Annotated in this window: 12 protein-coding genes; 8 read left to right on the top strand and 4 right to left on the bottom strand. The window is 69.3% G+C overall.

Going from position 1 to position 13,964, the window contains the following annotated elements; genetic code table 11:
• Positions 1-2: 2 nt before the first annotated feature.
• Positions 3-1,004, top strand: coding sequence for a ScbA/BarX family gamma-butyrolactone biosynthesis protein (locus tag ACFXDJ_RS31920; protein ID WP_384657257.1), 1,002 nt, complete (start codon positions 3-5; stop codon positions 1,002-1,004).
• Between the two features lie 105 nt (positions 1,005-1,109).
• Here the strand turns inward: ACFXDJ_RS31920 and ACFXDJ_RS31915 are convergent, their stop codons facing one another.
• Positions 1,110-1,958 carry an SDR family oxidoreductase gene (locus ACFXDJ_RS31915; RefSeq protein WP_384657259.1) on the bottom strand — a complete coding sequence of 283 codons (849 nt, stop codon included), beginning with the start codon at positions 1,956-1,958 and terminating at the stop codon, positions 1,110-1,112.
• A gap of 131 nt (positions 1,959-2,089) precedes the next feature.
• Between ACFXDJ_RS31915 and ACFXDJ_RS31910 the strand changes: the two genes are divergently transcribed.
• Entirely contained in the window at positions 2,090-2,740 is a 651-nt protein-coding gene (locus tag ACFXDJ_RS31910; protein ID WP_384657262.1) for a ScbR family autoregulator-binding transcription factor, read from the top strand.
• A 13-nt stretch (positions 2,741-2,753) separates the two neighbouring features.
• Here the strand turns inward: ACFXDJ_RS31910 and ACFXDJ_RS31905 are convergent, their stop codons facing one another.
• On the bottom strand, positions 2,754-4,295 hold the full coding sequence (locus ACFXDJ_RS31905) for an FAD-dependent monooxygenase (protein WP_384657265.1): 1,542 nt from the start codon (positions 4,293-4,295) through the stop codon (positions 2,754-2,756).
• A gap of 547 nt (positions 4,296-4,842) precedes the next feature.
• Between ACFXDJ_RS31905 and ACFXDJ_RS31900 the strand changes: the two genes are divergently transcribed.
• The 6 genes from ACFXDJ_RS31900 (at position 4,843) to ACFXDJ_RS31875 (ending at position 11,596) form a co-directional block, all read left to right on the top strand.
• A complete protein-coding gene (locus ACFXDJ_RS31900) occupies positions 4,843-6,105 on the top strand; it encodes a ParA family protein (protein ID WP_384657267.1) in 1,263 nt (420 codons plus the stop codon).
• On the top strand, positions 6,102-7,058 hold the full coding sequence (locus tag ACFXDJ_RS31895; RefSeq protein ID WP_384657269.1) for a ParB/RepB/Spo0J family partition protein: 957 nt from the start codon (positions 6,102-6,104) through the stop codon (positions 7,056-7,058). The genes ACFXDJ_RS31900 and ACFXDJ_RS31895 overlap by 4 nt, the downstream gene beginning before the upstream one ends.
• Positions 7,059-7,179: 121 nt before the next feature.
• Positions 7,180-9,483, top strand: a complete 2,304-nt coding sequence (gene tap / locus ACFXDJ_RS31890; RefSeq protein ID WP_384851068.1) for a telomere-associated protein Tap — start codon at positions 7,180-7,182, stop codon at positions 9,481-9,483.
• 9 nt (positions 9,484-9,492) lie between these two features.
• Entirely contained in the window at positions 9,493-10,047 is a 555-nt protein-coding gene (gene tpg / locus ACFXDJ_RS31885) for a telomere-protecting terminal protein Tpg (RefSeq protein ID WP_384657275.1), read from the top strand.
• Between the two features lie 125 nt (positions 10,048-10,172).
• A complete protein-coding gene (locus ACFXDJ_RS31880; RefSeq protein WP_384657278.1) occupies positions 10,173-10,631 on the top strand; it encodes a carboxymuconolactone decarboxylase family protein in 459 nt (152 codons plus the stop codon).
• Between the two features lie 44 nt (positions 10,632-10,675).
• Entirely contained in the window at positions 10,676-11,596 is a 921-nt protein-coding gene (locus tag ACFXDJ_RS31875; RefSeq protein WP_384657280.1) for a sigma-70 family RNA polymerase sigma factor, read from the top strand.
• A 184-nt stretch (positions 11,597-11,780) separates the two neighbouring features.
• Here the strand turns inward: ACFXDJ_RS31875 and ACFXDJ_RS31870 are convergent, their stop codons facing one another.
• Positions 11,781-12,254, bottom strand: coding sequence for a MarR family transcriptional regulator (locus tag ACFXDJ_RS31870; protein WP_112453053.1), 474 nt, complete (start codon positions 12,252-12,254; stop codon positions 11,781-11,783).
• A complete protein-coding gene (locus ACFXDJ_RS31865; protein WP_239516702.1) occupies positions 12,251-12,889 on the bottom strand; it encodes a hypothetical protein in 639 nt (212 codons plus the stop codon). Before ACFXDJ_RS31865 ends, ACFXDJ_RS31870 begins: the two co-directional genes overlap by 4 nt.
• Positions 12,890-13,964: the final 1,075 nt, after the last annotated feature.

Genomic DNA, 13,964 nt, shown 5'->3' with positions numbered 1-13,964 from the left:
CAATGTCTGCGAGCACATTCCGGATCGAACGCACCACGCCCTACGAGGACCCCACCGTCGGGGCCGGTCGCTCCACGGTCAAGCCGAGCAGCTTCCGCTACCCGTCCCTGACGGCCACCGTGCCGAAGGAACTGGTGCACCGCGCCGCCGTAGCCGAAGTGGTGCTCACGGACTGGCACCGCGTGGACGACACGCACTTCGGCGTCACGGCCCAGTGGCCCCGCGGCCACAGCTTCTTCACCCCGGTGGCAGGCGATTACCACGACCCTCTGATCGCCTGCGAAACGCTCCGTCAGATCGGCAGCCTCCTGAGCCACGCCGAGTTCGGCGTCCCGCTCGGCCACCAATTCGTCCTCTGGGACCTCGACTTAGCCGTACGGCCGCAACACCTGCGGGTGGGGTACGCCCCGGCCACGCTCGACATCGACGTCACCTGCACCCTGGTCAAGCGGCGCGGCAGGAACCTGTCCGAACTTCGCTACGACGCGGTGATCCGTCGCGAGGGGAACACCGTGGCGACCGGAGGCTGTTCCTTCTCCTGCATGACGCCGGGGGTCTACGGACGCATCCGCGGCGATCGCGCCTTCGCCGGTGACCTGTACGACCTCCCCCTCATCAGCCCGATGGCACCGCAGAGCGTCGGACGCATGTCTCCCATGGACGTCGTCCTCTCCCCCACGACGGAGCCCGACCGCTGGCAGTTGAGAACGGACACCCGCCACCCGGTGCTCTTCGAGCACGCGGTCGACCACGTACCCGGAATGGTGCTGCTGGAGGCGGCCCGCCAGGCCACGGCCGCCCTGCTCGGCCGGTCCTCGTACGTTCCCCTCTCCATCACCAGCGGCTTCAACCGGTACGCCGAGCTGAACTCCCCCTGCATGATCGAGGCCCGTCGCCTGCCCGGGGCGTCTCCCGGGGGCGAGGAGACCGTCCTCGTGACCGGCCGGCAAGACGGCCACCTCGTCTTCACCTCCACCGTGACGGCGGGCACGCACGGCTTCTGACCGGCAGCGGCGCCCGTCCGCGCCACCCCGGCAGCGCCACCCGCACCACCACGCAGCCCCGTACCCGGCCCCGGCACCCGGCCCCCGCCCCTCACACCCTCCCGATCACCCCGCCACGAACGCGCTCAAGTGATCCCCGGCCCACCTGCGGAAGGTCCCCGCAGGCCGGCCGGTCAGACCGGGCACCGTACTCTCCACCTGGACCTTCGCCCCCTCGCGCTGCCGCTCCGCACTCTCCAACAACGCCTCCACGATGGGATCGGGGTAGCGCCCCCGCAGCTCGGCACGCGCCTGTTCCGGCCCCAGTTCCTCGAAGCGCAGCGGACGGCCCAGGACCTCGGACAACTGGGCCGTCTGCTCGGCCGCCGTGATCGCCTCCGGCCCCGTCAGCGTGAGGGTCCTGCCCTCGTACCCGTCCTCGGTGAGCGCGCGTACCGCCACCTCCGCGATGTCGCGCGGGTCCACGGAGGAGTTGGCCGAAGAGCCGTACAGGGCCCGCACCACGTTGTCCGAACGGATGGACGCCGCCCAGGACACCGCGTTGGACATGAACGAGCGCGGCCGCAGCAGGGTCCACTCCATCCCGGACCCACGGAGCAGCTCCTCGTTCCCCCGCTGCCACCGGGTGATCATGTCGGCGGCCCGGGAGTCCGCGACAGCGGCGGCGGAGAGCTTGACGATGTGCCGCACACCGGCCGACCACGCGGTCTGAATGAAGCGCCTGTCGTCGTCGCGTCCGACGCGGTTCGTCACCAGGAACACCGTGCTCACCCCCCTCAAAACCCGCTTGAGTGACTGCGGGTCGTCGTAGTCGCCGCGGACCGTCTCGGCCTTCGGGGGTGCGCCCGCGATCCGCGCCGGATCCCGGGCCATGAGGCGAACGGCCAAGTCGGCGGGGAGTTTGCGGACTACTTCTCGCCCGATCGTGCCAGTGGCTCCGGTGACCAGAATCATGAGCGTCCCTTCCGGACCTGATGACTTCGTTCCCGATATCCGCGAATATGCCTACGCGCTGTAAGATACGAACTGGACGGTATTTTCCTACGCTGCCGATGCAAGAGGAACTTGCAGAGGAAGGAGGCACAGTGGTTGTGCAGGTCCGAGCCATCAACACCCGGCAGGCGATCCTTGCCGCAGCGGCCGGCATCTTCGAGGAGCAGGGGTACCAGGCGGCGACGATCTCCGAGATCCTCACCGCGGCGGGCGTGACCAAGGGCGCCCTCTACTTCCACTTCAAGTCGAAGGAAGACCTGGCCCAGGGCGTTCTCGCCGAACAGGACCAGCGGATCATGGTTCCGCACCGCGCCTGCGGGATGCAGGAGATCGTGGACGTGGTGATGCTGCATGCCCACCGTCTCCAGACCGATCCCATGGTGCGCGCCGGCGTCCGCCTGACAATGGACCAGCTGGCGCAGGGCCTTGACCGCAGCGGCCCGTTCCTGCGCTGGAGCGAGGTCATTCGCGACCTGCTGGAGAGGGCGCGGGACCAGGGCGAACTGCTGCCGCATGTCGTGCTGTCCGAAACGGCCGACATCATCGTGGGTTCGTTCGCCGGTATCCAGTCCATGTCCCAGGCCGTCAGCGACTACCAGGACCTCTCGGTCAGGGTTTCCGCCCTGATGCGCCACATCCTGCCCGGCATCGTGATGCCCTCCGTCCTCGCCTCGCTCGACCTCGCCGAGACCAGGGGCGCCAGGGTCTACGCCGAAGCCTTCAAGGCGGTTCAGGAACCGTAGTCCGCGGGCACGCTCAGCCGATGTTCCGGGCATGACCGCCCCCCGACGCCGTCACGGGAACCCCTGCGCGGGGGTTCCTGGCGAAGTACGCGGACAGGGCTGCGTCGAGACCTCCGGCGTACGGCGCCCAGGCGATGTAGCCGTCGGGCCGCACCAGCAGTGCGGCGTGCGGCACATCGGCCGTGGGATGGGCGTGGACCACCCGCACGGTCCTCTCCCAGCCCCGTGCCTCGTCCCGGTAGCGGGCCCCGTCCGGGCCGAAGAGCAACAGCAGCGGCCGGCCGTCCCGCAGCAGGCCGATCACATCGGTCTTGCCCTCCTCCGTGCTGAGCGCCACGTTCCGAAGGAACCTTCCCGCTTCGGGTGAGGCACCCTCGGTGTACGCCGGGACCACCGTGTTCTGGGCGCTGATCATGGCGCCGAGCTGTCCGCGGCCGCGCTCGTCCGCCGCCAACAACTCGCTGAACACCCAGCGCAGGGCCTCGGGTTCGGGCCCCGGCCGCATCAGGGCGAGCTGGGCCCGGGTGTTGTCGATGACCCGCTGGGCGACCGGCCGGCGCTCCAGATCATAGGTATCGAGCAGATCCGGTCCCGCCGTTCCGTGAACCGCGTGCGCCAGCTTCCAGCCCAGGTTGAGGGCGTCCAGCACCCCGGTACTCAGCCCCTGCCCACCGATCGGGAAGTGCACGTGCGCCGCGTCCCCCGCCAGGAAGACACGTCCCGCGCGAAAACTCCGGGCCAGCCGCCAGAAGTCGCTGAACCTGCTGAGCCAGCGCGGCGCCTCCATCGCGATGTCGCGCCCCGCGATCCAGGACACCTCCCGGCGCAGTTCGTCCAGAGTGAGCGGCAGCCGCCGCTCGACGTGGGCACCCGAGCAGTTGAGCGTACGCAGATTCGTGGCACCACCCGGCTCGTGCCTGGCCACGATCCACCCACGATCGGTCCGGTGCCAGCCCCCGGCCAGGGCGCCGGGGTCCGTGAGCGTCACGGTCCCCATGAGCGCGGCCACCGTCGCCGGATGCGTATCGGAGGCGATCCCCGCCTGCTCCCGCACCGTACTGCGCGCCCCGTCGGCACCCACCACGTACCGGGCGTCGATGCCGACCGGCCCACCGGGCCCTTCGGCCACGATCCGCACACCCCCCTCACCCCCCTCACCCTCCTCCTGCCGGACCTCCGTCACCCGGTGCCCGCGCAGGATCCGCGCTCCCGCCGCCAGGGCCCGCCGCACGAAGATCCGCTCCAGCTCCACCTGCGGCCGCTTCAGAATCGGCTCGGGTTCACCCGCGGGAGCCGTGATGACCAGACCGGGCAGACCGGCGAAGTGAAAGGGCAGCCCGACCGCCTCACCGCGGTACGGAGTCACGCGCGCCGGCAGATGCCCGCGCCGGGCCAGGCTCTGCACGGCCCGAGCGTGCAGCGTCGTCGCCCTGGGCCGCTCGGAGACCCGGAGTTCCGGTTCGAGGACCACGGTGTCGACTCCGTACCCGGCCAACTCGGCCGCGACCAGCATCCCGACCGGCCCCCCGCCGACCACCGCCACCTGCGCCTGCATCCGACGTATCCCCTGCACAGTGGTGCCTTTCCCCAGGCCGATTCCTCCGTACGCCTCGGAAAGATACCGGCTGTGCCGTTTTTTTTCCATGCGTCTGACTCACGAAATCAGCGATTGCACAGCAGGGAGTAGCCACACGCCAACAGACCGAGAACAACAGCCCCACGCCGGAGAAACGAGACAGACAGCTTGCCCCCCATCAGCACGCGGCCAAACCAGAGGAAGTTCCCCCGACCACCGCCGGAAGCCGCCCCGGCAACCTCGGCGAGGACCGCCCGGCTCCGCCGGCCGAACCCAACAGCATTAACGCCGTTAACGCCGTTAACGGCGTTAAGTGGGCCCACCCCCTGTCGGCATTAACGCCGTTAACGCCGTTAAGCCCCCACCCCCGCCAACCCACCACCCCCGACTCCCCGCTCATCACCCCCTGCTGACGACACATCCAGGCACAAACAACCCCAGACCCCCCACACCCCCACACCACTTCGTTAGCAAAACTCAAGCGTGGCGCCCACACGCACCCCTGAACGTTAGTAAAGTCCCCCTCATGACTTCGCCTTCGTCACAGAGCGACCGAGAGAAGGTCGTCTCCAAACTCCCTCCGTGGCTGCGCCAGGAACTGAAGATCCGGACCGCCCAGTTGCGGGTGGACATCCAGGACGCCGTTCACCAGGGCATCGCCCACTGGAGCGCGCTCGCTTCCTCCCCCTCCCCCGTCGACACCTCCGGCGCCGAGTCCTTCTCCACCTGGCTGCCCTCCGGCCAGTGGGAGTCGTTCCGCACCGACTCCAAGGACCGCGGCGTCTCCCTCATCCAGGGACTCGCCCAAGCCGTCCGCCTCTGGCTGGAGATGAACCCGGCCCCCACCGTGAAGCGTCCCTCCGTGGTCCGCCGCATCGTGGTCTGCAACCAGAAGGGCGGCGTCGGCAAGACCGCCATCACCGCCGGCACCGCCGAGGCCCTCGCCGAGAACCCCGCCAGCCTCCACCCGGTCCGCGTAGCCCGCCAACTGGCCCGGCTCTCGGCCTCCGAAGACGGCTACGAGCCGGGCTCCGAGGCCGCCGCATCCGTCGACCTGGAGGACCTGCCCGGCCTCGGCATGCGCGTCCTGATCGTCGACTTCGACCCCCAGGGTCACCTCACCAAGCAGCTCGGCGGGCAGCCGCTGCCCATCGGCGGCGACAGCCTCACCTGCCACATGGCCGGCGAGGCCAAGGGTCCCCTCTCGGACCTGATCCTCCCCATCCAGGACGAACGCTTCGGCGACCGGCTCCACGTCCTGCCCGCCTGCACCGACGCCTTCCTCCTCGACGTCCGCCTCTCCACCGTCCGCGCCCGCGAGGCGGCCCTGGAACGCGCACTGGCTCCCGTCGAGGCCGACTACGACGTCATCCTCATCGACTGCCCGCCGAGCCTCGGCCTCAGCATGGACGCGGCCATCTACTACGGGCGGCGCCGCGACACCGAGCAGCCGGGCGCCTCGGGCGCGCTGATCGTCGTACAGGCCGAAGACTCCTCCGCGGACGCCTACGACCTCCTCACCTCCCAGATCAACGATCTGCGCGACGACCTCAGCCTCGACATCGACTACCTCGGGCTCGTCGTGAACCTCTACGACGGCCGGCGCGGCTACATCGCGACCTCGTCCCTCCAGGCCTGGATGGACATAAAGGATCCCCGTGTGGTGGCCATCGTCCCCGACCTCAAGGAACAGCGCGAAGCCGTCCGCGTGAAGCAGCCGCTGTTCGTCTACGCACCCAAGGGCGACCAGGCCATCGCGCTGCGCGCCCTCGCAAGGGAGATCTCATGAGCAAGGCCGACAAACTCGGAGTCTCGACCTCCTTCGCCCGGGCCCAGCCGGTCGGCGTCAGCTCCCGCCGCGCAGCCATCGCGGAGGCCACCGGCGCCCCCACCTCCGGTGTGGTCCCGCCGTCCGAGGTGCCCATCGAGGCCCTCGCGCACAACCCGTTCAACCTTCGCGAGGACCTCACCGAGATCCACGAGCTGGCCCAGTCCCTGAGCGTCCGGGGTCAGCTCCAGCCCCTCGCCGTCGCCACCCGCATGGCGTTCATGGAGGCCCACCCGGGCCACACCGACGGCCTGGGCCGCGCCCCGTACGTGGTCATCGACGGCAACCGCCGCCTGGCGGCAGCCCAGCGGGCCGGCCTCCGGACCATGCACATCCACGTCAACGACTCCCTCGCCACCTCGGCGGCGGACATCCTGGAGTCGGCGCTCATCGCCAACGTCCACCGCGTCGACGTGGCCCCCATGGACCAGGCCCGAGCCCTTGAACAGCTCGTCGAAGTCCACGGCTCCCAGGCCCAGGTGGCCAAGCGGCTCGGCAAGACTCCGGCCTGGGTCTCCCAGCGACTGACCCTCCTCAACCTCACCCCGGAACTCCAGGACAAGGTGGAGACGGGCGAACTGAAGGTGGAACCGGCCCGCCGCATCGGCCGCCTCCCCCAGGAGGACCAGGCAGCAGCGGTCGAAGAAACCATTAACGCCGTTAACCCCCCACGCCAACGCACCCGCCCGACGCCGACCAACACACCCCGGCCGATCACCACCGACCCCGAACCCACCTCAGCCACGACCCCGGCCTCAGCCCCCACCCCCACCCCCACTCCGGCTGCCACCCCGTCCCCCCGCCGGATCACGATCGTGACGGACTCCCCCGAGACCGTCGCGGACGCCCTCACGGCGCACCTCACCCCGGACGATCTGAAGGCGGTCACGGAGCTGCTCCTGACCCGCATCTGACACGAAGCGGGGGCGCTAACGGACCGACGACCATTAACGCCGTTAACGCCGTTAACGCCCCCACGTGTGTTTCACGTGCGTTCCACGGTGCGGTTCGCATAGGCTGTGCCTGGAGGTTCTCATGCTCAACGCGCACGACAACGAACAGACCACGCTCTTCGCCGCGGTCGACGCCCTACTCGAAGAGGCGGCGGCACAGGACGCCCTCCCGCACCCGGACGAGCGCAAGCGCCTCCGCGAAGCGGCAGGCCTGAGCCAGGACCAGATCGCCCAGGCCCTCTCCGTCCGCCGCGAAACGGTCACCTCCTGGGAAACCGGCCGTACGGCCCCCCGCCCTCCCAAGCGCGCCGCCTACGCCCGCCTCCTCAACGGCCTCGCAGACCTCCACCCCATTAACGCCGTTAACGCCACCCCCGCCACCGAACCCACCGGGGCCCAGGGCGCAGCCCCCATTAACGCCGTTAACGCCACCCCCAGCACCGAACCCACCGGGGCCGAGAGCCCAACCCCCATTAACGCCGTTAACCCCACCCCCCGCGCCGAAGGCGCCGAGTCCCAGGGCGCAGCCCTGGAAACGGGGTCTGGGGCGGAGCCCCAGTTGCGGGAAGGGGCGGGTAGGGGAACAGCCCCGCAGGGCCCCACCCCGCCCCCCACCCACCCGCACCCGCCAACCGGCACCCGCACCCGCACCCACACGCCCACCACCCCACCCCAAACCATTAACGCCGTTAACGCCCGCCCTCCCCACCCCACCCCCCTAGAAGGCAACGGCCCCCTAGCCGTCCTGGACGGCACCGGCAAAGCCCACGCCGCCGGAGGCATCGTCCTCGCACCCCCCACCACCCTCCCGGCCCTCATTTCCTGGGCCCTGGGCCCCGACGCCGACCTCCGCTCCCCCCGCCTCCACCGCAACGGCAAGGACGGCGACCCCCTCCTCGTCCTCACCTCCGCCGCCGCCGAGTCCCTCGGCCTCCCCCTCGTCCTCGAAGACCGCCGCGGCCTCCGCCTCCCCGACAACCACCCCGTCATCAAGCAGCTCACCAAAGCCAAGTGGCAGCTGACCCGCCGCGGGTTCGGCCCCTGGGCCCGCGTCTACCGCCCCGCCACCCCCACCACCGGCCGCCAGTGCGTCCAGCTCGCGGTCCTCCCCTGGGGCGCCCTCGACCCCCGCGCCTGGGGCGAGGGCACCGCCGAGCTCCCCGCCCCGGAACTCGCCGAGCTGCTCACCTCCTACGCCACCCGCGTGCTCACCCCCCGCGGCTCGACGGCCGTCTCCGGCCTGGAGCTCATGACGGCGCTCCGCCCGCCCACCCGTGCCGCCCGCGACGAGTCCACCAACGCCTGGGTATCGGCCCCCGTCGCCGGCTCCCTCACGCGCCCCGTCGACCCCGCTCCCCCGGAGGCCCCCGACGAGCACCCGGTCGTCGCGGCCCTCTACCCCCGTAGCCACCAGCGCACCCCGGACCAGGTCCTCGACGAAGAGGCGTACGACTGGATCCGCGATCCGCAGCTCCTCACCGACGCCGAGTGCACCCGCACCCACGCGGTCGGCATCGACGTGAACATGGCCTTCGCCGCCGCCGCCAACCGCCTCCTCGTCGGCATCGGTCCCGCCGTCCACACCCCCGCCCCCCGCTTCGACCCGAAGCTCCCCGGCTGCTGGCTCGCGGACCTCTCCACCACCGAGCTCGACCCCCGCCTCCCCAGCCCCTTCACCCCACACGGCCGACCCCCGACCGGCCCCGCCTGGTACGCCACTCCGACCCTCGCCTACGCCCAGGAACTCGGCATCCCCGTCCGGCCCACCGAGGCCTGGCTCCGCCCGGACCACGGCCCGTACCTCGACGCCTGGTACACCCGCCTGCGCGACGCCTACATGGCGACGATGGCGGAACTCGGCGTGCACACGGCCCTCACGGACGCCGAATTCCTCACCGCGATGACGGAGCACAAGCAGCACGACCCCCACCCGACCGCGGTCCTCTCCGCGATCAAGTCCACGGTCAAGGGCGGCATCGGCAAGCTCCGCGAACGCCCGCAGGGCGCCGGCTACCGCCCCGGCGAAGCGTGGCCCGCGCTCGAACGCCCCACCTGGCGTCCCGACATCCGCGCCGCCGTCATCTCGACGGCCCGCGTCAACATGCACCGCAAAATGAACAAGCTCGCTACAGCAGCCGGCCTCTACCCCATCGCCGTCCTCTCCGACTGCGCGGTCTACCTCTCCGACGGCCCCAGCCCCCTCGACTTCCTCCCCCGCACCCCCGACGGCAAGCCGCTGCCCGGCGGCTTCCGCCTCGGCGTCAGCCCCGGCATGGTCAAGCACGAGGGCACCCAGCCCCTGCTCTGGGCCGTCCAGATGCTCGACGAACGCCACAACCCCGCCCGCCACATCAAGGGCCACGACGCCGCGGCCTACGGAGAGTAAAAACCACCCATGTCCGAGATCAGCGACAGCCTCGACCGCGCCGACGAGCAGAACTTCACCCGCCCCATCCCCAAGTCGGCGGGCGCCCAGATCCGCTACCTGGTCAAGCAGCTCAAATCCACCAAGGCCGTGGCGGACCTCCTCGCCATCTCCCGGCGCACCGTCGAGCGGTACGTGAAGGACCAGATCAAGCAGCCCAAGCCGGCGCTCTCCACCCGCCTGGAGCGCGAGGTACGCCGCCGCTGGCAGCCCCTGGTGCGCAAGCGCGCCCGCGCCAAGGCCGCCAAGCAGACCGGCCTGGTCATCGAAACCCGCGCCCGCTTCGGCTTCAGCGCCGCCCCCGGCACCACCGACGACGGCCGGATGCGCCGCATCACCCAGCACCTCCCCCCGGAGTACGCCTCCCGCCTCTTCACCGCCCAGGAGGCCGGCGCCAACGAGACCCAGCTGCGCACCATCGCCGCCGAAGGCCTCCAGGAGATCTACTTCAAGGACCACGGCGCCCGCGCCCAGGGCCTCCTCGTCGAGTTCACCGACATCGACTACGTAGAGCTCAACTTCTGACAGAGAGCCTCGGGGGGCGGCAGCAAAAGAAATCCACGAAGGGCTGTCACATCTCCGCCCCCGCCTCCGTCATACCGGTGTAGCAGCGAGCGGGGCCCCGAGCCCCTACACCGAAGGAGTCCCCGATGAACGCACGCATGGGCAACCCGGCCACCGTCGTCCCCGGCGCCATGCAGGCCCTCCTCGCCCTCGGCAAGGCCGTCACCGCCACCGGCGTCAGCGAGCGCACCCTGGAACTCGCCCACATCCGGGCCAGCCAGATCAACGCCTGCGGCGTCTGCCTCGACATGCACCCCAAGATCGCGAAGAAGCTCGGCGAGACCGACGAGCGCATCCACGCGATCGCCGGCTGGCGCGACACCCCCTACTTCGACGACGCCGAACGCGCCGCTCTGGCCCTCGCCGAAGCGGTCACCCGCACCGCGGACACCAGCAACGCCGTCCCGGACGAGGTCTACGAGGAGGCCGCCAAGCACTACGACGAGCAGCAGCTCGCCGCGCTGATCCTCTCCATCTCCACCGTGAACCTCTGGAACCGCATCAACCTCGCGACCCGCCAGATCGCCGGGGCAGCCTGGAACTGACCGACAATTGCCTTCCGCGAAGCCAAGGAAGGCAGACCGAACCATTGAACGAACACGAACACGAACACAGGCACGAGCACGACGAGTTGGCGAAACGTTTCGAGGAAGAACGCACCCGCCTCCGGGCAGTGGCCTACCGCATGCTCGGATCACTCGCCGAAGCAGAGGACGCGGTCCAGGAGGCCTGGCTCCGCCTCGGCCGCTCCGACTCCGAGGAGATCGACAACCTGGCCGGCTGGCTGACCACCGTCGTCGGCAGGATCTGCCTGGACATGCTCCGCTCCCGCACCTCCCGCCGGGAAGACCCCCTGGAAGCCCGGCCCGTCGAACCGGTCCCGGGAGACGCCGACGGCGAGCTCCGACCGGTGGACCCGGAGGACGAGGCCCTGCTCGCCGACTCCGTCGGCGCCGCCATGCTCGTGGTCCTGGACAGACTGGCCCCCGCCGAACGGCTCGCGTTCGTCCTGCACGACCTGTTCGCCGTGCCCTTCGAGGACATCGCCCTGATCACCGAGCGCACCCCCGCCTCGGCCCGCCAGCTCGCCAGCCGCGCCCGCCGCCGCGTCCGGGGAGCCGAGACGGAGCCCCGGCCCGACCTCAGCCGCCAACGCCTCGTAGTCAGCGCCTTCCTGCGCGCAGCGCGCGGCGGGGACTTCGAGGCCCTCCTCGAAGTCCTCGACCCCGATGTCGTGGCCCGCTCCGACATGGGTATGGCCGGCGCCCTCACCGCGGTCCACGGCGCGGCCCTGGTGGCCCGTCAGGCAGCCACCTTCGCGCAGTTCGCCCAAAGCGCTCAAGTCGCGTTCGTAAACGCCGGCGTGGGCGTGGTAGCCCGGGTGGACGGCCAGGTCCGCGTCATGATGTTCACGATCGCGGACACCCGCATCACCGAGGTCACGGTACTCACGGCCCCGGCCGCCGTCTCCGGCCTCGACATCCTCGTCCCCCCGGACACCGCCCCCTAAAACCGGACCTGATGGGTCGTCGCCGCAGCCCGCGATCCCCGACGACGACCCATCACTCCCCACCCCCTCCTCCAGGCCCCCCAGGCCCCTCTGCGCCCCTCGGGAACCACGAAGGGCCCCGGGATGCCCCGAGGCCCTCACAGGCCCCTGAGTCGCCCTCAGAAGCCCTTCAAACGCCAAACAATCAGCCAACCGCGTGCAGTGCCCTACGCCGCTTCGACTCCGCCGCCTTCTTCGCGACGGCCTGAGCCGCCCGCTTCTTGCGCTGCTCGGCCAGCTGGTCCTGATACGCCGCCACCGCCCGGTGGTAGCTGGCCACATAGCCCCGCGCGTCCAGCCGCTCGTCCGCGTCCATCTCGTTCACGGCCGCGACCGCGTCCTCGAAGGAGGTGTACCCGGCCAGCATCGGGTTGATCTGGTAGACGCCGTTGCGGATCTTCCTGACCAGCTTCGCCAGCTCCAGGCTCCGCAGCGCGGCGTTCACGCTCGGCCTGCTCAGGTCGAGCATCCCGCCGACCGTCGCCTGGTCGATGAGGATCCGCCCGCCCGGCTCGCTCAGCGAACGCAGCTTCAACAGCACGCGGTAGGCCGCCGGCGGAAGGTCGAGGTCGGAGAGAAGCCCGTCGGCGTTGACCGCAGCGAATCGCAAGGTGCTCACTGAGCCGTCCCTTCTCCCGTGCGCTTCGTCCGGCTCACCCGACGCGCAGCGCGCTCTCTTGCCCGTTCGGCCCGCAGTTCCGCGATGGCCTGCCTCATGTGGTCCAGCGAAGGGAAGCGCACCAAGTCCGGCAGGCTCGTATCGCTACGGATCTGCGAAATGGTTCCGTGCTGCTCCACCTTCACGAACTCACCCGTCATCTCGGTACCCGGGATGAACTCCGCCACCCGATAACTGTAGGGCGGGTTGAACTGATACACACCCCGCCTCACCTTGAAGACGATCCCATGAGACATCACGGTGTGCAGAGCTTCGGAGGTCTTCGTCCGGCTGACATCCAGGATGGTAGCCATCTCCTCCTGGGTAAGTGGAATCCGCCCCCCCGCCCGTTGGCAGGCGATGAGCAGCAGGATCAGCCGCAGCGGCAGCGCTTCACGGAAGTACTGGGCGATCACGAGGAAGAACTCAAGGCTGTCCATCGAGAACGCATTCGGCTGGTTCTCGGTCCCGTAGAACTCAAGCGGCTTGCGCTCGCCGTCCAGAGTCAGCTTCCGCGTCGGGTACCGCTTGGCCAGGCTGTCCAGATCCTTGACCGGAGCCAGCGGCTGACTCCATGCGGAGATCGCATCGTCCACCGGCAGATCGGGACGCGGGGTCCCAGCCGGATTGCCCCGGCGGCGCTGTGGCTCTGATGACACGAGGCTGCTCTCCACTCCGTTGATCTGCGGAGATCAGTATGTCAACAAGGGTGACACAAGTGTCACGCTCGTTGACGTTCGGCGTGTCTTGTGTCCCCTCACAGGTGACATATCTCAGCCACACCCTCCCGGACCCCTCGCCCAACCCCCTCCGACCAACCGCACCCACCCCACCGCCAGTTCGCCGACGTATCTCCACTAAAACGTCAGCCGCACCGACGTTTTAGCCCATTTTACGTCGGCACCATTGACGTTTTGCAGTCGTTCTGTCCCCCTAGCAGCGACACAACCACCGAGATATGTCCCTCCTGAGGGGACATATCTTTCCCCGCGCACCCCCTCTGACCTGCGACGACGCATCTCCGTACCTTCTATAGGCCGGTGGTCGCCTCGCTGCGCGCACTCAAGGCCGTCTCAAAGCCCTCCCAAGACCCCAGCGCCCCTCTTGACGCAAGCCTCTGAGATCTCCATCACCCCACGAGGGGACCCGATGTCTCACAGCCACAACCCCGCAGAATCTGACTGATTCCCGTCTCTATCCACCATCAACTTTGAATCACCCCGTTCCCAACCCCCTTAACGCCGTTAACGCCGTTAACGCAACCAGCTCCACACCTGATGCTCCAGCGCCCATACCTCGGCCAGACAGCACTCCAACCGTCAAGATCCAGGGTTGCAACCATGGCCAAGCCAACTTGGGCTGAGGACTTCTGAACCTTGCTAGGCAGCAATCGGGCATAGCGCCACAGAACTTCACCATCCATAAGCCCAAGGCTTGTCCACTACGCGTAACTCGGTGGGAGGTCACGCAACGACATCAGCGCTCCTCGTAGAGTGGGCTGATGTTTGATCATTTGGAGATCAAGGCACTGCCACCAGGACTCCGATTTGTTGCCCAAGTCCGGTTCTGGGTCAATGGCGAGGACCTGGTTAAAGGAGTGGTCGGCGAAGGTGGCCGCGGACCGTATGCAACGGATGTACTGCCGGCCGACGACTCCAGTCCCCTTCGGGC

The organism is Streptomyces sp. NPDC059443 (genome assembly GCF_042750105.1).
GTDB lineage: Bacteria > Actinomycetota > Actinomycetes > Streptomycetales > Streptomycetaceae > Streptomyces.
The sequence above is the reverse complement of the archived record's forward strand: the minus strand, read 5'-3'. Positions and strand labels throughout refer to the sequence as shown.